General features: G+C 36.1%; 19 protein-coding genes. 18 read left to right on the plus strand and 1 reads right to left on the minus strand.

The window, feature by feature from the left end:
- Window positions 1–286 precede the first annotated feature (286 nt).
- The 10 genes from DOK79_RS08965 to deoC all read left to right on the plus strand — a co-directional run bounded on the left by DOK79_RS08965 (window position 287) and on the right by deoC (window position 10,406).
- On the plus strand, window positions 287–877 hold the full coding sequence (locus tag DOK79_RS08965; protein ID WP_206859460.1) for a hypothetical protein: 591 nt from the start codon (window positions 287–289) through the stop codon (window positions 875–877).
- A 261-nt stretch (window positions 878–1,138) separates the two neighbouring features.
- The gene (locus tag DOK79_RS08970; RefSeq protein WP_206859459.1) at window positions 1,139–1,567 is read left to right on the plus strand and encodes a hypothetical protein; all 429 of its coding nucleotides are present in this window, start codon (window positions 1,139–1,141) and stop codon (window positions 1,565–1,567) included.
- Window positions 1,568–1,609: 42 nt separating this feature from the next.
- Window positions 1,610–2,638 carry a hypothetical protein gene (locus DOK79_RS08975; RefSeq protein WP_206859458.1) on the plus strand — a complete coding sequence of 343 codons (1,029 nt, stop codon included), beginning with the start codon at window positions 1,610–1,612 and terminating at the stop codon, window positions 2,636–2,638.
- Window positions 2,639–3,277: 639 nt separating this feature from the next.
- On the plus strand, window positions 3,278–4,753 hold the full coding sequence (locus tag DOK79_RS08980) for a helix-turn-helix domain-containing protein (protein WP_206859470.1): 1,476 nt from the start codon (window positions 3,278–3,280) through the stop codon (window positions 4,751–4,753).
- A gap of 265 nt (window positions 4,754–5,018) precedes the next feature.
- Entirely contained in the window at window positions 5,019–5,183 is a 165-nt protein-coding gene (locus DOK79_RS08985; protein ID WP_242543362.1) for a hypothetical protein, read from the plus strand.
- Window positions 5,184–5,318: 135 nt separating this feature from the next.
- Window positions 5,319–7,547, plus strand: coding sequence for a BspA family leucine-rich repeat surface protein (locus DOK79_RS08990; protein ID WP_242543361.1), 2,229 nt, complete (start codon window positions 5,319–5,321; stop codon window positions 7,545–7,547).
- 32 nt (window positions 7,548–7,579) lie between these two features.
- Window positions 7,580–8,098, plus strand: a complete 519-nt coding sequence (locus tag DOK79_RS08995; protein ID WP_206859457.1) for a hypothetical protein — start codon at window positions 7,580–7,582, stop codon at window positions 8,096–8,098.
- 26 nt (window positions 8,099–8,124) lie between these two features.
- The gene (locus tag DOK79_RS09000; protein ID WP_206859455.1) at window positions 8,125–8,682 is read left to right on the plus strand and encodes a hypothetical protein; all 558 of its coding nucleotides are present in this window, start codon (window positions 8,125–8,127) and stop codon (window positions 8,680–8,682) included.
- Between the two features lie 42 nt (window positions 8,683–8,724).
- A complete protein-coding gene (locus DOK79_RS09005; RefSeq protein ID WP_206859454.1) occupies window positions 8,725–9,090 on the plus strand; it encodes a hypothetical protein in 366 nt (121 codons plus the stop codon).
- A 632-nt stretch (window positions 9,091–9,722) separates the two neighbouring features.
- On the plus strand, window positions 9,723–10,406 hold the full coding sequence (deoC, locus tag DOK79_RS09010; RefSeq protein WP_206859452.1) for a deoxyribose-phosphate aldolase: 684 nt from the start codon (window positions 9,723–9,725) through the stop codon (window positions 10,404–10,406).
- Between the two features lie 682 nt (window positions 10,407–11,088).
- Here the strand turns inward: deoC and DOK79_RS09015 are convergent.
- The gene (locus DOK79_RS09015; RefSeq protein ID WP_206859451.1) at window positions 11,089–11,265 is read right to left on the minus strand and encodes a hypothetical protein; all 177 of its coding nucleotides are present in this window, start codon (window positions 11,263–11,265) and stop codon (window positions 11,089–11,091) included.
- A 232-nt stretch (window positions 11,266–11,497) separates the two neighbouring features.
- Between DOK79_RS09015 and DOK79_RS09020 the strand changes: the two genes are divergently transcribed.
- The 8 genes from DOK79_RS09020 (at window position 11,498) to DOK79_RS09055 (ending at window position 26,826) form a co-directional block, all read left to right on the plus strand.
- Entirely contained in the window at window positions 11,498–12,124 is a 627-nt protein-coding gene (locus tag DOK79_RS09020) for a pentapeptide repeat-containing protein (protein ID WP_206859450.1), read from the plus strand.
- A gap of 1,577 nt (window positions 12,125–13,701) precedes the next feature.
- Window positions 13,702–20,127, plus strand: a complete 6,426-nt coding sequence (locus tag DOK79_RS09025) for an immunoglobulin-like domain-containing protein (RefSeq protein WP_339091814.1) — start codon at window positions 13,702–13,704, stop codon at window positions 20,125–20,127.
- Window positions 20,128–20,445: 318 nt separating this feature from the next.
- Window positions 20,446–21,657 (plus strand): nucleotide sugar dehydrogenase, encoded by a 1,212-nt coding sequence (locus DOK79_RS09030; protein WP_206859535.1) that lies wholly within the window; start codon window positions 20,446–20,448, stop codon window positions 21,655–21,657.
- A 13-nt stretch (window positions 21,658–21,670) separates the two neighbouring features.
- Window positions 21,671–22,408 (plus strand): YveK family protein, encoded by a 738-nt coding sequence (locus tag DOK79_RS09035; protein ID WP_206859537.1) that lies wholly within the window; start codon window positions 21,671–21,673, stop codon window positions 22,406–22,408.
- A 6-nt stretch (window positions 22,409–22,414) separates the two neighbouring features.
- Window positions 22,415–23,146 (plus strand): CpsD/CapB family tyrosine-protein kinase, encoded by a 732-nt coding sequence (locus DOK79_RS09040; RefSeq protein WP_206859538.1) that lies wholly within the window; start codon window positions 22,415–22,417, stop codon window positions 23,144–23,146.
- Window positions 23,097–24,272 (plus strand): glycosyltransferase family 4 protein, encoded by a 1,176-nt coding sequence (locus tag DOK79_RS09045; protein ID WP_206859539.1) that lies wholly within the window; start codon window positions 23,097–23,099, stop codon window positions 24,270–24,272. Before DOK79_RS09040 ends, DOK79_RS09045 begins: the two co-directional genes overlap by 50 nt.
- The gene (locus tag DOK79_RS09050; RefSeq protein ID WP_206859540.1) at window positions 24,269–25,405 is read left to right on the plus strand and encodes a polysaccharide pyruvyl transferase family protein; all 1,137 of its coding nucleotides are present in this window, start codon (window positions 24,269–24,271) and stop codon (window positions 25,403–25,405) included. The genes DOK79_RS09045 and DOK79_RS09050 overlap by 4 nt, the downstream gene beginning before the upstream one ends.
- On the plus strand, window positions 25,402–26,826 hold the full coding sequence (locus DOK79_RS09055; RefSeq protein ID WP_206859541.1) for a lipopolysaccharide biosynthesis protein: 1,425 nt from the start codon (window positions 25,402–25,404) through the stop codon (window positions 26,824–26,826). Before DOK79_RS09050 ends, DOK79_RS09055 begins: the two co-directional genes overlap by 4 nt.
- The last annotated feature ends 165 nt before the right edge of the window (window positions 26,827–26,991 follow it).

Consider the following 26,991-nt stretch of genomic DNA (forward strand, 5'->3'; position numbering starts at 1 on the left):
AGATTTTCTGCTATCTAGCCAGATGATCATAAACAAACTAAGCAGAGTATACACCTGTAGCGTCTTGTTTTTTCACCACGTCATTCATTTTGATCAACATCCTAAGTTTACATCCACCACTAATACCAGAACTCGTGGGGGTTGATCATAATAAGTTTGCTTTGCTTAGGTTGATAATTCGAAAGGCTTAGGTGAAAACTGCATAAATTGGAAGTAGCTGTTACATGATGCGAACGATGATTTCTTGTTTGCAAATAAAACAATGGAACATGGAGGAGAAAATTTGATGAAGAAGTATAAAAAAATAGTCGGAACAGTAGCAATGATGGGTACGTTATTAGGAGCTGGAGCAGCTTCAGTTGCAGCCACCACATTTAATGGAGAGGCAGATGGAAATATACCAGTTACTGGACGTGTTGGCTTAGACAATACTGTAGACCCTGGGGAGATTCCGCCGACCAATCCAGATGAAATGATCAACGTAACAGTACCAACATCCGCGATCTTTTTTACAACTGGTGAGTCTGGGCATACTGTCGTTGAATCACCAAGCTATACTGTGACGAACAATTCAGCGTGGGATGTGAACATCAACATCACTGGTTTGGCAACTCCAACAAATCTAGATAGTCTATCCGCTTTAGAGTTAGCTGTAGTTGGTCAGAATACGACTATTCCGATTGTCACAAATGGAACAGCACTAAGTAATCCAACATCATTCATGTCTTTAACAAAAAATGCTGCTGAAGGTGGAACAGCACCTGTCGGAACTTTTGGATTTACAGGAACAGCAATTCCAAATACAAATACTTCAGATGTGATCGTTCCAACGTTTGATATGGTGTTGCAATTCCAAGCGGTTGTGCCAACTCCGTAAGGACTATATTAAAGCAAGGATTACAACAAATCTACGAAACAACGAGTAAGATGTTATAAATCAGGACGAGTAGAGAGCTGTATCATCAGCGATCTGGTACTTCCTAATAATTAAATAATTAACGTTCTATAAAAAAACAATTTGGTAATGAGCCATCATCCGTAACTATTTGAAGGATAAATTTCAAGGATGATGGCTTATTTTTTTACCACTATTGCTTCAAATTGTTGGACTTTAGAAATAAAAATGTTGGAGGGTCAAATGAAAAAAGTAGTTGGTAGTCTATTGATCATCTTGTCTTTTGTGGTTCTAAGTGGTTGTGCGAGCGGGGTCACAGTAAAGGATCTACAAGCAAACGATTGGACAGTGAAAGGCTTTGAGGATAGGTCAGGCAATAAGATGATTGCATCTTTTTCCGATGATGTTATTACTTTTACCATTGATAGCTCAGAGGCAAGCATAAAAGATACAGCAGATGAGTTTGTAAGAGAAATGGCGTTTGAAATCAATTATCGTTTAGAAAAAGACATGATGACATGGGAAGATCCTGCTGGTATTAGCGAAGAAGCAAAATATAAAGTGTCTAGAGCGGAAAGTAATATCGTATTAACACCAGATGAGGAGAATAAAGAGCATGAGGAGATGATTTTGATTCCTCATACAAGCAAAGATACAGATGATTCAAAATAAAAATTAAAATCGAAAGTTACGTATACAGGAGGAAGGAATCCAATGAAAAAAAGAAGCTTAGTCCACATACTCGTTACGGTTTTATTCGTCATTACATTTGGTGCTTTTTTTAGTACGGACGTACAAGCAGATGAATCACTTTTCAAACCAACCACTGAGCGCGTAGGTGTGTGGTGGTGGGATACGAGTAATTTGAATTTAGCGCATAGCGAAAGTTACTTAGACTATGCAAAGAATAATGGGATAACAGAGATTTATTTGAATCAAACCAGGTTAAGCGAGGTAAACCCGAGTAACACTTTTGGTTCAAATGGTACGACTAATGTAGTTATCCCCACACAAAATTTTATTCAAGCAGCAAATGCCAAGGGAATTGATGTCTATTTGCTTCTAAGTAACAATGGTACTTGGTTAAACAATCCTAATCGTTTTCATTTATTGATGAAAGGGTACTTAGCTTATCAAAATATAGCAAAAGATGCACAGTTTGCTGGGGTACATTTGAATGTTGAGCCGAATCAATTAAGAGATAGCACTGGCGAGCGCTATTGGGATAAAGGATATGACGTACAAGCAAGGATGATGCAACAACTGATTGATTTTGCAGTTGATGCAACGAATGTATATGGAGATTACACAACCTTTGACTGGTCAACGGGAATGTGGTGGGACCGTGACAGATATCCAGTTACGTATCGTGGTAAAAAAACACTACTCTATCGAGCAATGATCGAAGAAGCGAATACGACAGTAGTGATGTCTTTTAGAACGACAGCAAATGCGATTGCAGAGGCTTCTAAAAACCATCTAGCATATGCTCGAAATGTTGGAAAACCAATTATTCTCTCAGGTACAGTGTTTTTATCTGGAGAGGAACCAGATAAAGCACCAAATGCTCAGTTTGTTGGATTTGGAAGAGACTATATGCATACTGAATTGGCAAAGGTTCCAGAGTATGCGCTGAAATGGGCGGATGATGCGAATGGCGGAGCGTCGAATAAGCATTTAGATGTGCATATTGCCTTTCATGAAATGATGACTTGGCGGCATTGGGAGAGAAGAGAACGATAGTCCATTGAAGTGGATAAAACCATGATGATTCCAATAAATTATTCACTCAGGTATGAAAAAAATATTAAATATATCTAGAAATTTTCTATGTGCCTTTCTCCTACGTTTATCTGACGGAGGAGAAAGGCATGTTTTTTTATTTAATGCATATTTTTATAAGTTACTAAAGCAAGGTCGACAAAAAACGATAATTGCAAATGGATTTTTGAGGAGAATCAAGAACTTGAGTTTGTGGATAATAAGCAAAAATAAATAAATTGTTATAAATCAGCTGTTTTAATGTGAGGAGAACCAGCTTTTTTTGGATTATAGAGAATTAGTAACTAATAAGATTGATCAATTGGCAATAATAGTCCTACATATTTGGAAAAATTACTTCGTTGGTAACTCTGCTTATAACAGTAGGAGTCATTTGGAATCCTGGGAAAAATATAAAAATGGGTATGAGCATTCATTTAGAAGACGTTGTGTAATTATTGAATAAATCATAACTACCATAAGGTTTAGTAAGCAAAATAGAACGAAAAAAACTGCCAGTTTTACTTTTATTTTTTCTCTCAAGTAGAAACAATATAGTTTATCATTCCGCTTGGTTGTGTTATTTATATTTAGAGAGGAAGATAAGGTGAGGTGGAAATATTGAAAGACTTACAATTAGCATTTATCAGTAATCGGACGACGAGCCGTTTGTTTCGAATATTGAGCATGATCGAACGAAGACGATTCTTTACGATTGGAGAAGTGGCCGAAAAAATCCAAGTGACACAACGAACGATTGCGAATGATATCAAGTACATCAAAGACTATTTTGATGATTGTATCAGTTTAGAATCAGGCAATAGTGGAATCTTTTTTAAAGAAAAAAAACCTTCGATATACCAAGAAAGAAAACAAAAATTATTAGAAAATGAATGTTTATTTGAAATCATAGGGAATATTTTTTTAGGGAAATTGTCGAATATCGATGAACTTGCACATTTCTATCATTTTTCAGAGAGTACCTTTCGGCGATTATTGAATCGATCAACGACAGTTTTAAAAAGTTATGGACTAGAATGGGTATCTAATCCCTTATCGATTGAAGGACGAGAAGCTAATTTGCGGAAATTCTTTAAAGATTTTTATTATGAAGGAGTAGAAACGCCCTATACGCTTGTTCCTGATATTGAATTACATGAGTTGGTTTTAAAAAAATTAAGCAATAAACTGGGCCAAGATGAGGTTGGATCTGGAACTACGCCGGCAGCATTTTATTATACTTTTTATATTGCAATCAAACGTGCAGGGCTTGGTTTTTCTATAGAGATTCCTAGAAAATTAGCAAAATCAGCATACAAAGCAAAGAATTTCTCTCTCCTTCATTCTTTGAAAGAGGACATCAAAAAACTTTATATGGTTGAATTATCAAAAGAAGAATTCGCGTGGATCTATTTAGTCACTATCTGCAAACGTATCCTAGATCAAGAGGAATCAGAGAAAAATTTTTATAAAGAATTTCATGTAGGCACAGAAATTTCTCAACTTACCAATCGATATCTCAAAGAATTTGATTTTCCAAAAAAAATTGATCCAAAAGTCACAACATTCTTACGTTCGTTTTTTTTATCTAGAAAAATAAATGATTTATTGTCACCTGTATTAAATAAAGAGGCGATAGAGATAAAAAAAGCAGTCATACGCTCAGATAATGAGAATTATCAACGGAATTTACGTTTTTTAAAAAAAGAAAGGAAGAACTACACTATTTCTACAAAATACATGGAAGATATAAGCGTGAGCTTAACGATTTATAGTAATTTGATTTTTGATTTTTATTTACCCAGTAAAACAATTTACTTTCTTCTGGAAGGGGATCATTTTGTGTGTCAACAAATTATCACTCGTGTACGTCAACAATTTGGGAGTAAACATACATTAGTTTTTTTACCTCTTTATTACCTAGCAGAAGAAGTATTGAACGCCGCCCATATTGATTTGATTGTAACAAATTACAATCGTTATCTTTTGGATTACATTATTGAGAGCGATTTTCTTTTGTTAAAAGCTGTTCCAAATGAACATGATTGGCAACGATTAGAAAGAAAAATAAATCCTTATCGTAAAACATATAACTAATGTTTTTCCACAGTTGCTAATAAAAATAGCGACTGTTTTTTTTCATTTATTTCAGACGTTAATGAAATAGATGATTTTATTTCATTAAAAAATCAATGTAATCTTAGTGAAGTAATAAACATGCAAGTTGACTTACAGAACATTTGGGAAAGATTTATCTTCGAGCCAACAAAAAATGACAGTTAATAAAAAGAATGTCTAAACTTTGTTCGCTATAAGTTTCTAATTGGAATAATACAGTAGGTCAAATACTAGGAGGAGTGGTATGAAAATAAATACAATTAGCCGAACCGTTGGAAAGTTATTATTGATCATGGTTTTACTTTTGCCCCATCTCCCATTTCAACTAGCCTATGCGCATGATCATTCAAGCTCTTCTGATAATCAGGAAGTAACAGCGACTTCGGAATATCCAGAAAAGTCAGAATAATCAGAAAAGAGTAATCGTACGACTGAATATCGTTTAGAGTTAGTAGCAAGTCCACCAGCTGGCGGTAATCCTAGACGAACTGATTCGGCAGGATCGAATGTGGTATGGCTCCGTGTAGGAGATACTCTGGGTAATATGAATGCATTTCCTAATCCCGGCTACCGATTTTTACGTTGGGAAGTCGCTTCAGGTCCAATATTTATATTTCATCCAACTAGCCAGGATCTTGCTGTAAGCCAAAATGGAGCTGGAAACTCTGTGATTCGTGCAGTCTTTGAACCAGTTCAAGGTGGAAATGTTACTGTAAAGCATGAAGATGAGGAAGGGAATCAATTAGCTGATCCTAGCGTGCTGACTGGATTAGTTGATCAAACCTACACAACCGAAGCATTAAGCATCAGTGGTTGGCAATTGAGTAAGACTCCTGAAAATGCCTCTGGAACTTTTAGAGTAGAAGAACAAACGGTTGTCTATACCTACGAGCCTGAACAGAATCTATGGGGAACGGTTCCTTGGTCGTATGAGGAAGAAACTGAAACAATCAGATTATATGGTGGAGAAGCTGGCGCAGTAGCTGATGCACCTTGGAAAACCTATTCTTTGGTTAAACAAATTATCGTGGAAGATCAAGTGATATTACCGAAAAATTCACAAGGTCTGTTTATAGGCTTGCGAAATCTGGAAATAATCGAGAATATTGATAGAATGGATGTTTCAAATGTCGAAAACATGCAGCTGATGTTTTCCGATACATCAAATCTAAGAGAATTAGATTTACGTAATTGGGATACGTCAAATGTCACAGATATGAGTGGCATGTTCCAAAATGCGAGTTCTTTAGTTCAATTGGATATAAGTAGCTGGAATACATCGAAGGTAACTAATACGAGCTTCATGTTCCAATTTGCAAGCTCAATCACAGAACTAGATTTAGGAAATTGGAATACCTCAGCTTTAGGTCATACTATGTTTATGTTCAATGGTGCAACGTCTTTAACAAAATTAGATATCAGTAATTGGGATATAGCAAGAGGCATTGTGGTTGTAGCTATGTTTAATAATACACCTTTAAAGACAATCGTTCTGGGAAAAAAAACGGTTTTCACATCCACGCTATCAGGAGATTCGACAAATTTACCACAGATTGAAATAACTGATCAATATACAGGCAGATGGGTCTTAGAAGAAAGTTTAACGAGCGAAACGGGGGTTATCGCGTTTGAAAACTCAACCGAGTTTATGAATAACTATGATGGCACTTATCCAGGTACTTACATCTGGGAACCGGTTCCTCCTGAACAACTCATTGCCAAATTTTACCCTGTGAGTGACCAATCTGTAGCGATTCACGGTCATGCCACAGAAATGGTGGATCATTTGACGATTACCTATAAAAACACAGAAGGAAATACAGTTGTTCTTGAAAAAGATTCTCCTCGCATTGTCTGGGGAGACTATCAAGATAATCAACAGAAAGTTCGTTCCTTCCAGATCAACTTAGCAGAAAATGAACGGCTCGAAACGGAGTCAAAGGTCGAAATGAAACTGTCAAAGCCTTCTGGGGATACGACTGGGGATGTGACAGAAGAGCAAACAGTCATCAAAGGTATTGATTATCGGAGCAATAACTTTACGTTAGATCGTTCTAAGATCAACGAGATAGATACTGTTGAAGCATTACATGCGCTCATTCTTCAAGAAAGTCGTGCGCAAGCAAGAAACATCTTATCTGAAGAAGACATGACCAATGATTTTCGCATCATTGAGACCGATCTTTCGTTAGATAGTAAAGAAGACGGAAGTTACTACGCTATTCTTGAAGTCGGCAATAAAGCATATCAGATGACGATCGGTATCGATCTTACCTCAAAAGTTGAACATTTGCGGGTAACGATCCCAGTTAAAATGATCTTTGAATCATTGTATGATGAAGAAGAATCGAACCGCCAGTTTGAGAGCCAAACCTATGAGATCCACAATCAATCTTCGGTAGCTGTCGATACGTATATCAACCAAGTTGCTATTGATGATTCTGCTGGAATCGTTCTTTTGAAAGAAGGAGAAGATCCACTTGACTATGTAGAAAGTGATGTGGAAGATCCTAGTTATGAGGATATTACGAAGCCATTGTTGCGCTTGAATCTCCAAACGCAAGAGACTAAAAAACAGTTATACGCAACGATGCCGGAGCAACATTTGATTCGTTTACCAGAAGGAGATCGTACACCGCTTTCCTTATCGGGAGAATTTTATGGGAATTATCCACGGTGGATTGATAATCCTGAGATTGACCAAGGAGGCTATTACGAGAACACACTCGTACCTAATTACCGAATCGTGTTACGATTCGTTCCACGCATTTAAAGAAAAAAATAGTTATCAAGGAGGTAAATCCATTGGAGGAAACGAACCAAGCACAAAATAAAAATAAGCGTAAATGGCTCTTGTGGTTTTTGCTATTTTTGTTGATTGCCGGTGGTCTCGCCTATTATTTCAATCAACCAAAAGATCACGTTCCATTGGTCAGTGCAGATCTTTTACCAGCGGTCGGCGATGCCTCTGATCAACAATTGGCGGAACGAGCGCAAGAAGTAGCTGATGCCAATTATTTTACATTACAAATCAATCCAGAAGCCGTCTTTGAGAACGGACAGAGTGAAGGATCGATCGAGATAGTCAATCCTGGGACGAATGTTTATCCGATTGCAGTAGATATTTCTTTAATATCTAGTGACGAGCTGATTTATTCTTCTGGTGCCATCTATCCGAACCAATTCGTAGAAAATGTAAAATTGGAAAAACAACTAGCTAAAGGAGAGTATCCTGCTAGAGCCACCGTTAATATCTATGACCCTGAAACGAAAGAAAAACAAGGGGTCACTGAAGCGGAAGTAATGATTATTGTTAATAACTAAAATAAAAAGAAAATGAGGGAATTTAGATGAAAAAAATAGTAGCAGCACTTCTAAGTACAGCAACAATCGCAGGGATCATGGCAACTGGGACAATCGTAGGAGCAGAGCAAGTGGTTGACGGGCGTAAAGGCGAGACGTCAGGAGATGTCCTTGTACAGGGAATTATTGGGGAATTCGATAATACGACACCTGGACCAAATCCTGACGAATTGGATCAATGGATCAATGTGACGATTCCAACCAATGCTTTGTTTTACACAACAACAGCCTCAAATCATACAACAATTTCGTCACCTGAACATACGATCACGAATAATTCCGCTGTTGGTGTGATTACTTCAGTTTCTGGCGTAGATACACCCACGAATATGGCTGAAGTGGATTCACTAAAAGTGAATACGATTGATTTGTTTGAAGATGGTAAGCCAACAGAAACGGTAGCTGAACTTTTCAGACTCCAAGGAAATCAAGGGGCGAATGAAGGCAAGTTTACTTTCACTGGTAAAGTTACGCCGGTCAATGCTTCAGCAGAGTTAAATCCAACGTTTAAATTAGTTTTGAGTTTCTCTCCTAATGTAGCGTAAAAAAAGAATCGCTGAAATCCCAGAAAAGAAGGGATAAATCAAATGAAAAAAAGTATGAAGTTATTTTATATCACGAGCCTATTCTTCATTATCTCGAACGTTTTGCAGACTAAAGTAGTTATAGCAAATTCGACAACGGGACAAGTCACTGTCACTGGACGAATTGGCGAAGACACTAGCACTGAAAAAGGTATAACGATCAATGAAGCACATGGAAGCGAGAGCAAGAAACACACCCTTGTCGCAGATATTTCACAACTAAAACAAGGGAATCTACCAAAAACAAACGGTTTGAGTGGTCGGCGTTTCTTATGGCTTGGCTATTTAATCGTTACAGCCTGGCTTGTTATTTCAATCAGAAAGAATCAGTACTTGGGTGACAAGCATCCGAAAAAGAGTACTGACTAAAAGTAAAATAATAAAGAAGAAACAAACCAATAGGCCTCCGTCATTGAAAGGGGCTTGTTGGTTTGTTCGTATCTGAGGGAATGTATGTGTCAAATGGGAACAACTTCTAAGTATAAAAATAGAAAAATTCTTGATTTATAGAAAAAACACTTTTGCTATTCTGTTTTGCTTTCAGGTATGATTGCTTTATAAAAAGAAGACGTTGTTAAATGATTTTACAGAGAGTTAACAGGTCTTAACATGAACCGCTCAGTACTTTGTCAGTTGATTTATTTAATGAAACGATATTGTACAACAAAGATATGGCGTAATGCAAAGAAAGAGAAAACTAAATAATCGGTGAATAAAAAATGTGCCAATCGAAAGTGAAAGAAACAGAGGGCGGGAGAGGAATGCTTAATCGAAAGAAATAATTAGAGGTTACTTCTGTTCCCGTTGTTTATTCAGTTCTAAGGTATACAATAAAAGTGAATATTAATTTTACCTCAGATACATTATTTTGTTTTAGATTGGAATAATAAGTGAACACTATTGATCAACACTCTATTCTTATTTCTTTTTATATATTGACAAAAAAACTAAAGGATAGTATATAAGTGTAAATGAAAATAAATGAAGGACGGAGAAAATAAATGATCGAGTTAAAAAGATTAGCGAATATGGTAGACCACACATTATTGAAAGCGGATGCTCAGAAGGCAGAATTTGAACAACTTTGTAAGGAAGCGACTAACTATGGATTTAAAATGGTAGCAATCAATTCTTATCCTGTAGCAATATGTCGTGATTTTTTGGAAGATAGCGAAGTCCATGTGGGCGCTGCGATTGGTTTTCCATTAGGACAAACTACGATTGAGACGAAGGTTTTTGAAGTAGAAGATGTCATCAAAAATGGTGCAGACGAAATCGATTATGTCATCAATATCGGTAAGGTAAAAGAAGGGGATTTCGGCTATATTCGTGAAGAAATGAAAGCGATTGTTAATTCTTCTCGTAAAGGTAACATCATCAGTAAAGTCATTTTAGAAAATTGTTACTTAACGGATCAAGAAAAAATCGCTGTATGTGAAATCGCAAAAGAAGTAAAGCCTGATTATGTCAAAACATCAACAGGTTTCGGTACAGGAGGTGCGACAGTAGAAGACGTCAAGTTAATGAAAAGCGTGGTAGGTGAAACAGTGAAAGTGAAGGCTGCAGGAGGGATTCGTGACTTAGACACTGCGTTACAGATGATTGAAGCTGGGGCGGAACGTTTAGGAACAAGCGCTGGCATCAAAATCATCGAAGAATATAAACAGTTAAAAGGAGCAGGTTGATGAAAGAAATTCGAAAGCTATAATAATTAGCTTTTGTTGATTTTGATTTGACAGCAACGCATGATCAAGTGCTAATTAGGGAGTCTTAGCTATATCGCAACGAATGATGGGGATTATCTAAAGAAAAAGTAAAATTGAATTCAATTATCCTACACAATTAAGCGAGATCAACACACGAGGAATCAATTTATTGATCGTATAGATATAGTATTGGAGCCAACGGGGATTTCCTAGAAATATTCAATCGAAATAAAATGACTTCCATCAGAAATTAATCGTTAAATTTTTATTATTGTTGAAGCATCAGTGGCTCGAAGCAATCCAATACTACTATCCAGAATGTAAAACTTCGAAAACGTTCCTTCAACCGACTGACATCACGGTCACTACTTATCAAGATTTATACAGTAAAAGGGAGAGATTACGAGATTACTTCGAGCAACAAGAAATCTAATTTATAGTATTGGACGAGTCATATCAAAGAGGGACGAATGTGGTTTACAATCCAATCACTAAACTGAGTAAAAACTTTAGATACATTCGGCGATTACTGCGTTTCTAAAAGCCTTGAAGTTTTCGGTCTTTAGATAAGCAACCAATAAAAACTAAAAGAATCAAGCTAAAACATGCCAGTTTAGCTTGATTCTTTCATATTTATAAAATAATTCGTTTAATCGATCCATTATTTCCGTGTCTTGATCATATCAAAAACGTCATAAGCAACAAATCCCATTGCGAGTAGATAAAGCACCCAAGTAAAAATCGAATTTGTGATGAATTGGTAGTATAGATTTAAACTACAAAGGGTATATAACGCCAAGCGTAGGAATGTAAACGGTTTGGAATGGTAATTAGTCAAAATAGCAGCCTCCTGAAAGATACATCTCATATTTTATCAATAAAATACTAGTTATCTATAGTTTACGGTGAAAGCTGTTTCATTGTCAAATTCCTACAGAAAACAAAGCTAAAAAGTTCTTCATTAGTATAGAAGTTAAAGCAAGCTTATCTATCGAATAAAGTATCTTCTTTTTTCTTGATTCTGTTATGATAGAAATAGCATGATAAATAGAAAAAGGTGGGGTGAATGTATGGCAAAGAAAATTGCTTCTCCAGAGCTGACAGAATTAGTTGATGGATCGTTCTATTTAGAAGACGAAACAACATTTACAGGTATTATTTCTGAAGGAGAAGATCAAAGTTATCTTAGTTCCCGGAATACTGTATTGAAAAATAGCCATATTAAAAAATTAGCGATGCAAAAATCACGCTTGGAACGGTTTGAATGTAGTGATGTTGTTTTTGAAAAGTGCGATTTTTCAAATTTAGAGTGGTTTGGCGCAAGTTTTCATCGCGTGCATTTCAAGCAATGCAAATTGACTGGAACCAATTTTTCTGACAGCTTTTTAAGAGACTGCGTCTTTGAAGAATGTGTAGCTAATCTGTCTTCTTTTAGCTATACGAATATGAAGTTCGTTCGATTTAGCGATAATCAATTGAATAATAGTGATTTTTTTGATAGTAATTGGAAAAATCTAGTATTGGAAAATAATGAACTTTCAGGCTCAAATTGGTTCAATACGGCACTGAAAGGATTAGATTTTACAACGAATACATTCTCACAAATCAACCTGTCATTGGAATTACTTCGCGGACTGACCGTCAATCAAGAACAAGCAGTCATTATTGCGGCAGGATTGGGGTTGGTGATTGAGTAGGCAAAAATTAAATTGGCCTTTAAAAAAAGTGCTGCTGGAAAACATTTGTGTTTTCCAGCAGCACTTTTTTATGAATCACCAATATAGAAAAATTATATATCTATAAGTAATTTTAATACGAAAAAGCTATCGGCCACTATACTGTTGGAAATAAGTCTATTTTCACAAACTCATGAATGGACAAAATAATATGAAAGAAAAGGCGCATTTAACGATGTCTTTCATGTTGACACTAGGTTTAGGGTTTATAAATAAAGTTGCAATATAGTGACCGAAGCTTACTACATATAGTATCAGGAAAATAACCAATTCAATACTCAAGAAATGGTGTTTAAAAAGTCACGAATGGAACTAGGGAGATAAATAGATGCTGAATAGCAAAACAAAAAAGTGAGAAACAAAATCAAAAGGCTATATTTGTTTCTCATACTAGAATTAGTTACAAGGCGGTAACAATGATAATTTCGCATTTAATAATCTCGGAAAAATTGAAATAGAAAAGTAAAAAGCTGTTGGTCACCATATATTTTAACGTGATTTTATTTGTGCAAAATCACGAATGGATGAAAATTTGTGTTCAAAACACATTGATTAAGTTTGTTTTTATGTTTATACGTTCATATATTGAATAAAAATATAAGTGACCAAAGCTTATAAAGAGAATAACATATAACAATGTAAAATTATCTTCACAAAACGGTTTATCAAATCGAATAAAATGAAATATTTAATTATGTATGAAGTAAAGAAATTCGATTTACATTATTGCTGTAAAAAGCACTGACCACTAGATTACCTACACCCTGACAAGATCTTTCACAAATGAATAAACAGAAACGGGTTAAAAAGAGATAAAACTAATCTTTTTTGTTTTTCAAATGTAATTCTAGTATACCTAGTGGTCACTGCTTATCAATAATAGTAACAAAAAAAATGGTGATAGAAGTTCTTTTCACGGACTATGAAAATGATTATTTAGATCATAAGGAGCGGCGGTGTATTTAATTTAGTGAAGCGATTTTATAGAACAGATAAAAAAGAAGATTATCTGTTTAACTAATATGAATAGTTACTAATAACCTAACAAAAAAGAAAAGTGGATATTTAGTGTTGCAGCTTTAGATGACGAAAATAATATAATCAAGAAGAATTCCAATCACATATGTGAAAGAATATTCTTACAGTAAGAAGAGATTGAGAAAGTATCAGAAATTATTTTGTTAACTTTTCAGTAACTTCAATGATTTTTTATTTTTAGAATTTTGGATAGCAATCAATAAGCTTTTACATTGATTGATCGTTCATGACCAGATACTGATACAAAATTTATTTGATTTATCCCTAACTATTATTATGTTTATGTTACTAGAACGTTTAAGGACCAATTATTTATACTTCATTCAACATGATTATGATGATTTTTTTAACTATATGTTTAAAAAATATTATATCAGATAGTTGAGTTCAATTTTGTTCTTAAAAAAAACCTAGAACTGAACATTTTTACAAATAATAATCTCTTAAAATGTAACAGCTGGATAAAATCTAGTTTTATGAAGTTATAAGGGGGAAAATTTATGAGTAAAAAAAAGTTAACTAAAAAAAGAAAAAAGCAACTGCTGGCAATGTTTATGACAGCAGGAATGATGACAAATACATTTGTCGGAACAGGTTTAGCTCTTGCTGATGAAGTGACGACAAACTCTACAACTACCAGCGGACTATCTGATAGTAAAGAAAATACTAATGAAAAACAACAAATAACAACAAATTCTTCCGGTAGTAGAATTTTGAATACTAAGATTACATCAGGAGAATACTATTATGGAGAAAGTAAAACAATTAAAGGAACTTGTGAGCCCCTTTTTCGGGTAACTGGTTTTAAAGGTGAAAGTAGTACGGGTGTAACATCCACGGTTAACGCAGATCTTTTTGGAAATTTTGAAATTGGTGTTGCTGAATACATGATCCAACCTGGAGATGTAATTACAGTAAGAAGTGTCGATGCATCAGGACTTTTTGGAAGTGATGATACGACATATGTACATTATAGTACTCCAAAAGTAAGTAATAGTTACACTTATGATTCACCAATCACTGGGACCGCTTATCCTGGTTCGGAAGTATACATTTCTGATGATTCGTCTTTCGCTTCTGGCTGGGTAACAGCAACTACAGATGGGTCTGGTAACTTTTCAGTAAGTTCAAACCAATTAAAAAGTTTAGCAGGCTACGCTTCAGGAAAGACTATGTATATAAGGAGTGGGGCAGCCGGTTCTAATAATAACGTATCAGGATTGCTTAGTCACACAGTGTCTACTCAGATTACTGAAGATAAGGCTACAATTACTGCTAATAATTTTACACTGGATTATGGATCAGCGTATAACAGCAATATTGCTATTCAAATGTCTGGTGTAAGAGCGACTGATGCAAATGGCAATGATGTTACAAATAATGTGCAGGTTTCTGGAAATGTAAATACAAAAATTCCTGGAAATTATAACGTGACATTTACATCACCAGAATCAGGTAAAAGTACTACTGTAGTGGCGACTGTTAAAGATGCACCAGCAGATAAAGCAACGATTACAGCAAACAATGCTACTGTCGAATACGGATCAACCTGGAATGATAGTGTGGCCAAACAAGTAACAGGAGTCAAAGCAACTGATAAATATGGCAATGATGTAACGAATAACGTAACAGTATCAGGGAATGTAGATACAAATAAACCTGGAAATTATAATGTGACATTTACTTCGCCCGAATCAGGAAAAAGTAAAACAGTAGTGATTACTGTGAAATCAGCTAAATATGAAAAACCAGTTCTTGAAAATCCATATATTTATCAAACGGATTTGAAAGGAAAAACGACACCTGATACAGATGTTGTGATTTCTGATAGTGACGGCTTCGAAGAATTTGTCACTGTTCATTCAGATTCTTCAGGTAATTTTACTGCATCAAGTTCTTTGTTAAATTCTCTTGCAAAACATACTCCAGGTACTAAACTTTATGTCAAATCTGGGGATATAGAAAATGCCAATTATAGTGAAGTAGAAACTACTCTGATCCATTATCCTACACCTAAAGTAGCTGAAAGCTATGCCTATAACACAGAAATTAAAGGTATAGCATATCCAAACTCGAAAGTTTATATTTCTGATATGAATGATTTTGGTGGATATATGACTGTTGAAACTGACTCATCAGGTAACTTTACAGTTTCAGCTTCTCAGTTAAAGGCTTTAACTGAATACAAAATTGGTGCTACTTTATATTTTATGAGTGCAGATGATTATTATAGTCAAGCAATCAGTCTAGTAGCATCCACAAAAATCACAGAAAATAAAGCGTCGATTACAGCTAATGATTTTACCTTAGAATATGGTGCAGATTTTAATGATCAGATTGCTATTGAAAAAGCGGGAGCAACTGCTACAAATGCCAACGGAAATATCGAAGGTGTCAGAGTTAAAGCAAATAATGTAGATACAAGTAAGCCGGGCGAATACAGTATCACATTTGTTTCCGCATCAGGAAAAGAAAAAACAGTCAAAGTAACGGTCAAAGATGTACCAGAAGAAAACGCAACGATCGAAGCACATGATTTTGAAGTAGATTACGGGTTTGATTTAACCGATGAAGCAGCGATTGAAAAAGCTGAAGCAAAAGCAACCGATAAATACGGCAAAGAAGAAGCTGTCACAGTCAAAGAAACGAATGTTGACACAAGCAAACCCGGTGAATACAGTATCACATTTGTTTCCGCATCAGGAAAAGAAAAAACAGTTAAAGTAACGGTGAAAGAATCCGTAAAAGCAGAAACGCCAGTATTTGAGACACCCTATATATATGGAGATGATTTAAGAGGAAAGACATCCCCAAATGCATCTGTCCAATTACGTATTACCAAGCCAGCCCAAGTTGATATAACTGTCCAATCAGATGACAACGGTGATTTCTCAATCCCTGTTGAAAAATTGAAACAATATGATAATTATAAAGTTGGAAGTACACTTTTTGCTACTGCTTCATTTGGATCAGACGGATCAACTAGTGAAATGGGATTGGTAACAGTTGAAGAAAACCATTCCTCAATTGAAGCAAATGATTTTGAAGTAGACTATGGTTTCGATTTAACAGACGAAGCGGCGATTGAAAAAGCTGGTGCGAAAGCAACCGACAAATACGGTAAAGAAGAAGCGGTCAAAGTCAAGGAAAGTAATGTAGATACTTCAAAACCAGGTGAATATAGTATCACATTTGTTTCTGATTCAGGAAAAGAAAAAACAGTGAAAGTAACTGTTAAAAACAAACCAATCATTGGTTCCGAACCAATCATCCATGCAACAGATATGACCTATCAAGTAGGAGAAACATTAAACCCATTATTAGGCGTAACCGCTGAAGATCCAGAAGACGGTGATTTAACGGACCAAGTCAAAGCCGATGCTTCTGGAGTCAATATGTCTAAAGCAGGCGATTATGAGTTGAAATTATCTGTAACAGATAAGGACGGAAATACGACTGAACAAACAGTTACGATCCATGTAGTTGATCAAGTAACAGATGGTCCGGTGATCAAGGGCGCAGATGACGTGAGAGTTGATGAACGTGCGAAATTTGATCCACTTGAAGGCGTTACTGCACAAGATAGTCAAGGAAATGATATAACTGATAATCTAACGTATACAGGATCTGTTGATACATCTACTCCAGGAGAATATACGATAAAATATTATGTGTATGACAAAGATGGTAAAGTAGCGACTGCAGAACGGGTTGTGACAGTCCAAAGTGATGCAAGTAAACCAGTGGTAATGAGTCCAGATAAACTAACAATCAAACAAAATAGTAAATTTGATCCAACACTTTATGCACAAGCATATGACAATGAAGATGGCGATATTACTGATCAAATCAAAGTTTTAGGGCAAATTTATACCGATAAACTAGGTTCACAATTCATTACTTATGAAGTGACTGATAGTGACGGAAACAAAGCTACTAAAATGATGGAAGTTGAAGTGGTTGCAACGCTAGGAAATGCGCCCGTTATTAGTGGTGCAGACGATTTGGAAATCAATGTAGGAGATAGCTTTGATCCAATTTCAGGTGTCACTGCGTATGATAACGAAGATGGGGACTTAACCTCTGAAATCAAATACGGTGGTATTGTTGATACTGGTAAAGCAGGCGAGTATACCGTTACTTATACAGTTTGGGATTCTGATTTCAATGTTGAGACCGTAGAACGTAAAGTAACAGTGAAAGATCCAACAGTAGAACCAGCCATTGAAGCGCATGACTTTGAAGTAGATTATGGCTTTGATCTAACCGATGAAGCGGCGATCGAAAAAGCTGAAGCAAAAGCAACTGACAAATATGGTAAAGAAGAAGCGGTCACAGTCAAAGAAAGTAATGTAGATACTTCAAAACCAGGTGAATATAGTATTACATTTGTTTCTGCATCAGGAAAAGAGAAAACAGTCAAAGTGACTGTCAAAGATGCGCCAGAAGAAAATGCAACGATCGAAGCACATGATTTTGAAGTAGATTATGGGTTTGATCTAACAGACGAAGCAGCGATTGAAAAAGCGGAAGCGAAAGCAACTGACAAATACGGAAAAGAAGAAGCTGTCACAGTGAAAGAAACGAATGTTGACACAAGTAAACCAGGTGAATATAGTATTACATTTGTTTCTGCATCAGGAAAAGAGAAAACAGTCAAAGTGACTGTCAAAGATGCGCCAGAAGAAAATGCAACGATCGAAGCACATGATTTTGAAGTAGATTATGGGTTTGATCTAACAGACGAAGCAGCGATTGAAAAAGCGGAAGCGAAAGCAACTGACAAATACGGAAAAGAAGAAGCTGTCACAGTGAAAGAAACGAATGTTGACACAAGTAAACCAGGTGAATATAGTATTACATTTGTTTCCGCATCAGGAAAAGAAAAAACAGTCAAAGTGACAGTGAACGCAGAAGCTGCCATGAAACCCACCGTTGATCCAATCAAAGAAGGAGCAGGTAAGGTCACAGGACAAGGAAAAGCCGGCGATAAAATTGTCATCACTGTTGATGGAAAAGAAGTTGGCACAGGAACGGTTAAAGAAGATGGTACATTCGAGATCTTGACTGGCACGTATCGTGCAAAAGCGGGAGATGTGTACTCTGTTCAAGCCTTTAATTCAGAAAACGCAGGCTCTGAAATTACAGATGTCAAAGTTATTGCCACTGCAGGAAAAGTCAATCCAGATGATTATACGATTGGGGACGCAAATGTGACCGGAAGCTATACTGGCGATGTCACTTCTATTGCGGTCTTTATCAATGGTGTGAACAAAGGAACGATTTCTGGAGCTAGTGTAAAAGATGGACAATTCACCTATTATGTTGGAAAAAACATTAAAATGGGGGATGTCGTAACAGTTGTTGGGTACGATAAGTATGGTAAACGTTTGGATGAAAAAGAATTGACGATCTATAACAAAGAAACAATTCAAACACCAACAGTCAATGATATTTATGTTGGCGATACAACGGTAACAGGAACTGGACAAGCGGGTACAACCGTCTATGTCAAATTAGGTTCAACGATTTTAGGCCAAGCTGAAGTGAAGGAAGACGGTACGTTTGAAGTAACGATTCCAGCGCAAAAGGCAGGTACAGAACTAACAATTTTAGCAAAAGATGGTGAGGAAGCCAGTGAGTTGGTGTCTAAAATAGTTATCGACCAACTTCCACAAGCGCCAAGTGTTGATGATATCAAAGATGGTGCCGGAAAAGTAACAGGTAAAGGCCAAGCAGGCGATACTATTGTTATCACTGTGAATGGAAAAGAAATCGGTCGTGGAAAAGTCAAAGCTGATGGAACATTTGAACTTTTAACTGGTACGTATCGTGCAAAACAAGGTGAAACTTATGAAGTGTATGCAGTAAATGATGATAATGTCCAATCTGAAACAGTGAAAAAAGTAGTCGTTGCGACTTCCGGACAAGTAAAACCAAATGATTATGTTCTAGGAGAATTATCCATTACAGGAACATATACAGGCGATGTTACTACAATTGCTGTATTTGTCGATGGCGTGGAATTAGGTAAAACTTCTGGAGCGAATGTAGCTAATGGACAATTTAACTTCTATGTAGGAGACCATATCAAAGCAGGTCAAAAAGTCACAGTTGTCGGATACGATAAATACGGTAAACGACTAGATGAAAAAGAAGTCACTATCGATAATGGTGTTGATACACCAACAGTCAATGATATTTATGCTGGCGATACAACCGTTACAGGTACAGGTGAGGCAGGTAGCACGGTCTATGTGAAAGATCATTTGAAAAATATTATCGGCGAAGCCGAAGTCAAAGCAGATGGTACCTATGAAGTGACGATTCCGGCTCAAGCAAAAGATACACAATTGATTGTCATGGCAAAAAAAGGGAATGCAAGAAGTGAAGAGGTCAATGCAAAAGTCTTAGCAGCTCGCCCACTACAACCAACAGTGGATGCAGTTAAAGAAGGAGCTGGAAAAATCACTGGGACTGCACAAGCTGGTGATACAGTAGTCATTACTTTAAATGGAAAAGAAGTAGGTCGTGGTGAAGTTAGTGAAGATGGTACATTTAGTATTATTCTATCAAGCAAAGTACGAGCAGGTAACATGTATCAAATTACAGCAGTAAATTCAGATGGTATTAGTTCTGTCGCTACTGAAGTAACTGCAACGGTTACAGAAGGTACCATTACACCTGATCCATTTAAAGTAGGTGGCAATTCAATCACTGGTACCTTTACGGGAGATGTTTCATCTATTGATTTAGTGATTGATGGTGCACCACAAGGTGTTGTTAGTGGGAATTCAGTCAAAGATGGCGTATTTTCTTACTATGTAGGTAATCTCTCAATTCAAGCAGATCAAACTGTGGAAGTTGTTGCTTATGATGCTTACGGCAAACAATTAGATCAACAAACAGTTACAATCAATGCTTAATTGAAAACACTTATAATGAGAATTTGTAGATAAAATCGTAATAGTTTTATCGTTGCTTGTTCTACGAAGAGGGAATCGATCCGAGTATAGAATTGCTTGGATCGATTCCCTTTTATTCATTTAATGACTATAAAATTTTATGTGGAATCAAAAGAAGTGTTTGTTGATCTATATTCAACATAGTAAGTATCAATAAATAAAAATCACTAAGTGACCGATGTTCGTTTGTTTCACTATATAAAACCGAGGATTGAACATCCTTTGGGGGCTTTTGACAGTATACTTCTTTCTTGGAAAACAAAATAAGGAGATGGAAACATGGACAAAAAAACAATCAATTTTGTGGGTTTAGGTTACGTAGGGTTACCTGCAGCGTTATTACTACAAAATTCTGGCTATTCTATCATTGGGACAGATATCAATCAAGAACTAGTATCTGAATTAAGTAATAGAAAGAAGACGTTTGACGAGCCGGGTCTTCAAGAAGCCTATGATCAAGCAATGGTTAATGGGATACAGTTCACAACAAAATATCAACAAGTAGAGACCTATGTCGTCGCTGTACCAACACCGTTTGAAGCAACGACAAAAAAAATCGATCCGACCTATTTAGTCAGTGCACTGACTGCAATCAGTGAACATTGTTTAGAAGGAGCGTTGATTATTGTAGAATCAACGATTTCTCCAGGAACAATTGATCAATATGTTCGACCAATTTTTAAAAATAAAAAGGTGAACTTATGTCATGCACCTGAACGTATTCTACCTGGTAATATCCTGAAAGAACTACGATATAATTCTCGTACGATTGGTGCGGATAATGAGGAAACAGCCCAAGTAGTCAAAGAAATCTATCAAGGTTTTTGTGAAGGCGAAATCGTTTTAACAGATATCAAAACAGCCGAACTTTCTAAAGTTGTTGAAAATACCTTTAGAGATATCAATATCGCGTTTGCGAATGAATTGAAGCTGATCTGTGAACGGGAAGGATTGGATGTACATTCGGTGATCGAAATCGCTAATAAACATCCTCGTGTCAATATCTTGAATCCAGGAACTGGTGTGGGAGGACATTGCATTCCCGTAGATCCTTGGTTTTTAGTGGGAGATTATCCTGAGCAAGCAAGATTGATCCGAACAGCGAGAGAGGTCAATGATGCTGTACCAAAACGTATTTTAGACAAAGTAAGAGAAATAATGGATCATTCATTTTCTGGAAAACGTTTGGGTATCTACGGTCTAACTTATAAAGATAATGTAGACGATGTTCGAGAAAGTCCTAGTTTACAACTGTACCAAGCAATGACTGATAAAGAACAAGCAGAAGTCCTATTTTATGATCCATTGGTCAAAAAATCGATCGTAAAAAATCAAGCAATGGATTTTGATGATTTCTTACAGAATACAGATGTCGTGCTAGTGATGAATAGACATGAACATTTAGTGGTCAATGAGCCATTGATAAAACAGTCTGGTGAGACTGTTCTTGATCCTATTGGTGATTTGAGCATGGATAAGGTGGTCTTATAGAAAGGAGAGTTCGATGCAAGGCACGAATCAACTACTTAAAACATTTCGCTTACTAAGACAAAATCTATGGATTATTTTACTTTCTACGGTTTTTTTTGCTGCTGGGGGGTATATTTTTACTGAAAAATTCATTACACCTACGTATAAGGCAACCACTCAACTTGTAGCAAAAACAACGGTGACACCAGAGTCGGATGAGACCCTTAATGATGCGAACTATAAGTTATTGATGATCAATACGTATAAAAGTTTAGTCACAAGTTATTCGATTTTAGATGATGCACAAAAGAAAATAAAAGAAACGCAAGATATCGATTTGAATGTGGATCAGATTCGCCAAATGATCACGGTGGCTCAAGAAGAAAACTCACAGATATTCAGTATTTCTGTTTTATCTGAAAAACCAGAAATTGCTCAAGTTGTTTCTGAAAAGGTGGCAGAATCTTTTTCAGCAAAAGTCGGTGAATTACTAGGTGAAGGGAATTCTGTTTCGATTATTTCACCCGCTCGTACCTCGGGAACACCGATTTCTCCAAACTTAAAGATGAATACAGTTATGTTTGCTTTGATTGGCTGGTTAGTCGCTGTTATCGGCATATTTATTTGGTCACTGTCGAATCAAATCTTAGAGAAAGAAGACAACTTTGAAGAAACGCTCGGTCTTCTAAATTTAGGAAATGTGGCGGAAATGAAACCAACACAAAATGAAAAAAGCAAGAAAAAACTATATGTAGTAGAGGAAAGGAGATAGACACGAATGGCAAGGGGAAAGCTTGGATTGGATATTGTGACATTATCGAATCCAGAATCAGTTGCTTCTGAACAGTATCGTAGTATTCGCTCGAATATCCAAATCCAAAGAGAAAAGGAAGCATTGACTTCATTGATGATTACTTCAGCCAGTCCGGGTGAAGGAAAGACAACAACGAGTGTGAATTTAGCTGTTGTCTTTGCTCTAACAAAATGTAAAACATTATTGATCGACGGTGATTTAAGGAAACGTTCCATCACGGAATCATTGAATGTTCCTAATGCTTCAGGGCTATGTGGCATCTTAGATAAAGGATACTCATTAGAATCTAGTACGTACCAGACAAATATTGAGAATCTAGATGTGCTACCTAGTGGGGTTTATTCAGAAAATCCAGCTGAAGTTTTGGCAAGTGCTGGATTTAAAAAACTACTGAGAGAAATCAATTTAACTTATGATTTTGTCGTTATCGATGTGCCACCAATCACCGAAGTAGCGGATGCTAAAATTATAGCGACGTTGGTTGATAGTTGTGCGTTAGTGGTACGAGATAGTAAGTCCAGTAAAAAATTGATCGTTGAAGCTAAAAAACTACTTGATAATTCAGGAGCAAATGTTCTTGGAGTTATTTATAACGGAAATAAAACAAAAAAATCGAAGCACTATGGTTATGGAGGTGCTTACGGCTATGGGAACAGAAAAAAAGAAAAGAGTCCTTTTCGTCTCTGGAAGCAATAAGCCGGTTCCCGCTACCTCAGGAGGGGCAATCGAGTTTCTTACACAGAAACTTTGGGAATTGAACCAAAACAAACCAATGGATGTTGATTTTTTTGTACTTTCTTGTAGTTCTGTTTCTTCGGATGATCCATCAACGGGGCTCTTTTATTATAAAGACGCCCCAACTATTTTTCAGAGAGCGAAGAGGTATTTAAATAAGTGCACAAATCGAATCAACAGATATCAACAAAAGTATACATCAATCAATCCCAATTTATTATCTAAGCTGAAAATTTTGATAGGAAGCTATTCTTTTGATGAAATCATTATGCTGAATTACGGGGTGTATTGTCCAAAAATCAGAGAATTTTATGTAGGGAAAGTATCACTATACTTACATAATGATTATCTTAATCGGTTTTCTTATCAGAAAAATAAGATTTTACAGTCAGTCGATCGCATCATTTCGGTTAGTTCGTTTATTGACCATAAGGTGAAGGAAGTGCTAAACCAATCCAATAGACCATCCTTGTGTGTGGTTGAAAATGGAATCGATACGACTGCTTATTCGCCTGTCACAAATGACACGAAAATGAGTCTGAGGGCAGAGCTAGGCATAGGTCACCAAGAAAAGGTGGTCTTGTTTTCAGGTAGGATCGATCGTTCCAAGGGAATCACTTATTTGATGGATGCCATCGAACAATTGACGAATGAGCAAGTACTACTATTGATAGTAGGGACTGTTTCCAATAAACAATTAGACAAAGCATTAAGACATTCAGCGATTGATTTGAAACTGATTGAACAAGCAACTCAAGAAGAAATGCCAATGTACTACCAAGTAGCGGATCTTTGCGTCATTCCTTCAATCGTCAAGGAATCCTTTTGTTTAGTGAATATGGAAGCACAGGCGTGTGGCATACCAGTGATCACGACAGATGCAGGGGCATTGAGAGACTACTTTTTTGGCGATGAACAATTACAAATAGCTGCTGCCCCCAAAACATTAACAATCGATTTGGTAAAAGCAATGACGTATTTTTTTAAAAATGAACAAGCAATCAAGAAGTTTGATTATCGACAACATGCTGAAAACTATTCTTTAGAAAAAATGTATCAAACAATGATTGGTGAGGTGAGAAAGTGAAAATTTTACAGTTTGGTTTTATTGATAGCTTAAATATCGGGGATCGTTTGATTGCTGAAGAAATCCAACATCAGTATTTAGAAAATCATGAAACAAGGGCAGTCTCTTATTTGGGCACGCCTAGAGAGAACATTCCCTCGATTGCTGATTCTTCAGTTGAAAAATCAAAAAAGAAGAATAAATTGAAACAAAAACTTGCTATGATGATTCCTTACCATCCAGACCGAAGGACAGAAGATCTAGTGGAACAATGGATCGCTGACGCAGATTGCATCGTTTTTTCTGGTGGAAATTTAATTTTTGACTTAAACAAGTATAGTAAATCTTATTTTAAACTAAAATGGATCGTTGAGTTGGCTAAGAAACACAACAAAAAAATAGTTGCTCTGTCGATTGGTTTAGGACCATTCAAAACAAAAAAACAAGAAAAAGAAGCGGTGAGATTATTAAACGATTTGAGCTATGTTAGTGTGAGGGATCTAAAATCAGCTTCCTATTTTAAAAAAGAAGTAGCTGTGATTCAGGATCCTGTCTTTACTTCAGAGTTTTTTGCACCGTTAGCGCAACGTCAAAGTCTAAAAAATGAGCAACACATTGCGGTTTCTATCATTGACTATCGCTTTGCTGGGGCTTCTCAGGAACAATATTCGGTATATATCAAACAAATGACAGCAATACTTTTACAGCTTTCAATCAAGTACCAAGTAACCATTTTTTCAACAGAAATGAGAGATTATCAAGCGGTTGAGGATATCTATCATTTATTAGTTGGTGCTGTAGAAATGAAAATAATACGCTCGAAAGAAGAACTTTATGCGTTGTACGAAGTGAGTACCTTGATCATTGGTACACGAATGCATTCGATGATCTTTGCTGTCGCAGCAAAAATTCCTGTGGTCGGAATTTCTTGGCAAGATAAAGTAACTGAAATGTTTCGTATACTAGCTGATCCGACGAGTTGTTTTTCAATCCAAGAATTAGAGAAACAACAAACAGCGATTCTTGAACGAGTAGAGTATAAGATGAATCATGTAGAAGATGAGCGGTATTTACTCGGAGAGATTGGTCAATCCTTTCAGGAGAAAGTGTCTAAAGAAAAGGAACGAGTAAATGCGCTCTTGGCGATCAAATGAACCGATATAAGAAATTACTAACAAGTTCAGGCATATTAATGATTGGGAATCTAGGAACGAAATTTGGGTCACTCTTTCTACTACCATTGTATACAAAGTACCTTTCTACTTCTGAATATGGTGTGGCAGATCTATCAATTACGTTCATTAATTTATTTTTACCCATCATTACAATGAGTATTTTTGAAATGTTCATGAAAGATGTGATCCAGCAACCAGAACGTAAAATCTACTTCTTAAAAAATGCTTGGTTCTTGCTTTTATGTACAAATGTTAGTGCGTGGATCATTGGTCAAGGTTTGTATGCACTGGGCTATATCCATCTAGATTATTCGATTTTCCTGTTGATGATGCTTTTGATGACACTCCAATCTTATAATAGTTTATTTTCTAATTACCTTCGTGCAATCAATAAAAATACGATTTATGCGACGATGAACTTGATTCAAACAGTTTTATTGATTATTTTTGCGATAATGATGCTCCGATACTTAGAATTGGGTTTGCCTGGTTATTTTTATGCAAATGTCGGTGCTTATACGGTAGTGCTTCTCGTTGTCATGCCGTTAATACTTTTCCGAAAAAAAGATGTTGAAAAACAAACAGCGCTATTTGCAGTCGATTTTGACTATCTCAAACAATTGGTAAAAAAAAGTTTTCCATTGATTCCTAATGCATTGATGTGGTGGGGAATTAATTCGGCAGACAAAATTTTTATTGTACTGATTCTAGGAACAAGTGCAAGTGGTCTATTTGCGGCTGCCAATAAGTTACCCATGTTTATTACCATGTTAAGTACTGTATTTTTTCAAGCTTGGCAAGTTTCGGCAATTGAAGAGGTACAATCCAATAAAAAAGAAGCATTTTACACAACCGTTTTTCGTGCATTCCTTTTTTTAATGAGTCTAGGTGTGCTCATGATGTATCTTTTTATGGAACCAATCGGGAAAATCTTATTTGCTGATGCGTTTACTCAGGCAATCGACTATATTCCCTTTTTGGTTTTAGCTGCGTTTTTTTCCAATCTCGCCAGTTTATTAGGCGCAAATTGTATTGCGGAAGGTGAAACAAAATTTGTTTTTCATTCGTCGATCCTGTGCGCCATTGTAAATCTTGTACTTAGTCCACTCTTTATTAAAAGCATGGGATTGCATGGTGCAGGAATATCCGCATCAATCAGTTTTTTATTTTTGGCTTACTTGAGATTTAACAAAGTGAGAAATGTTTCTGGGTTGCGAATGACCCATCACTCTTTTTTTGTTCAGCTATTCATCATTATTTTGGCGACTATTTTGTGTTCGCTCACTCAGTCAGTAGGATTGATCATATTGAGTATAATCGTTTATTTCGTGTTTCAGTGGAGTTATATTCTGCAAATCAAGTCTGTTCTAAAAAATAATTTTAGTAAATTAGAGCATTAATTGTAAGGTGAATATGAAATATTGTTATTTTATAGATGCTTATTTTAGTAGAAAAAAGCTTTTTTATCGATCAAACCAATAGGGATTTGATCGGTTTTTTATATTGTTTTAATTTCGATGGGAAAGTATTTTATGATTGATATAACTGTCAAAAATAATGATTTT

The sequence above is a fragment of the Enterococcus sp. DIV1094 genome, assembly GCF_017316305.2.
GTDB classification, from domain to species: domain Bacteria; phylum Bacillota; class Bacilli; order Lactobacillales; family Enterococcaceae; genus Enterococcus_B; species Enterococcus_B mangumiae.

Bases quoted from the DNA above. Each gene is read 5' to 3' on its own strand.
- DOK79_RS09005 (WP_206859454.1), top strand. From the start codon at position 8,725: ATGAAAAAAAGTATGAAGTTATTTTATATCACGAGCCTATTCTTCATT.
- DOK79_RS09040 (WP_206859538.1), top strand. From the start codon at position 22,415: ATGGCAAGGGGAAAGCTTGGATTGGATATTGTGACATTATCGAATCCA.
- DOK79_RS09055 (WP_206859541.1), top strand. From the start codon at position 25,402: ATGAACCGATATAAGAAATTACTAACAAGTTCAGGCATATTAATGATT.
- DOK79_RS08990 (WP_242543361.1), top strand. From the start codon at position 5,319: ATGAATGCATTTCCTAATCCCGGCTACCGATTTTTACGTTGGGAAGTC.
- DOK79_RS09035 (WP_206859537.1), top strand. From the start codon at position 21,671: ATGCAAGGCACGAATCAACTACTTAAAACATTTCGCTTACTAAGACAA.
- DOK79_RS08985 (WP_242543362.1), top strand. From the start codon at position 5,019: ATGAAAATAAATACAATTAGCCGAACCGTTGGAAAGTTATTATTGATC.
- DOK79_RS08965 (WP_206859460.1), top strand. From the start codon at position 287: ATGAAGAAGTATAAAAAAATAGTCGGAACAGTAGCAATGATGGGTACG.
- DOK79_RS08975 (WP_206859458.1), top strand. From the start codon at position 1,610: ATGAAAAAAAGAAGCTTAGTCCACATACTCGTTACGGTTTTATTCGTC.
- DOK79_RS09045 (WP_206859539.1), top strand. From the start codon at position 23,097: ATGGGAACAGAAAAAAAGAAAAGAGTCCTTTTCGTCTCTGGAAGCAAT.
- DOK79_RS09000 (WP_206859455.1), top strand. From the start codon at position 8,125: ATGAAAAAAATAGTAGCAGCACTTCTAAGTACAGCAACAATCGCAGGG.
- DOK79_RS09025 (WP_339091814.1), top strand. From the start codon at position 13,702: ATGAGTAAAAAAAAGTTAACTAAAAAAAGAAAAAAGCAACTGCTGGCA.
- DOK79_RS09020 (WP_206859450.1), top strand. From the start codon at position 11,498: ATGGCAAAGAAAATTGCTTCTCCAGAGCTGACAGAATTAGTTGATGGA.
- DOK79_RS08970 (WP_206859459.1), top strand. From the start codon at position 1,139: ATGAAAAAAGTAGTTGGTAGTCTATTGATCATCTTGTCTTTTGTGGTT.
- deoC (WP_206859452.1), top strand. From the start codon at position 9,723: ATGATCGAGTTAAAAAGATTAGCGAATATGGTAGACCACACATTATTG.
- DOK79_RS09030 (WP_206859535.1), top strand. From the start codon at position 20,446: ATGGACAAAAAAACAATCAATTTTGTGGGTTTAGGTTACGTAGGGTTA.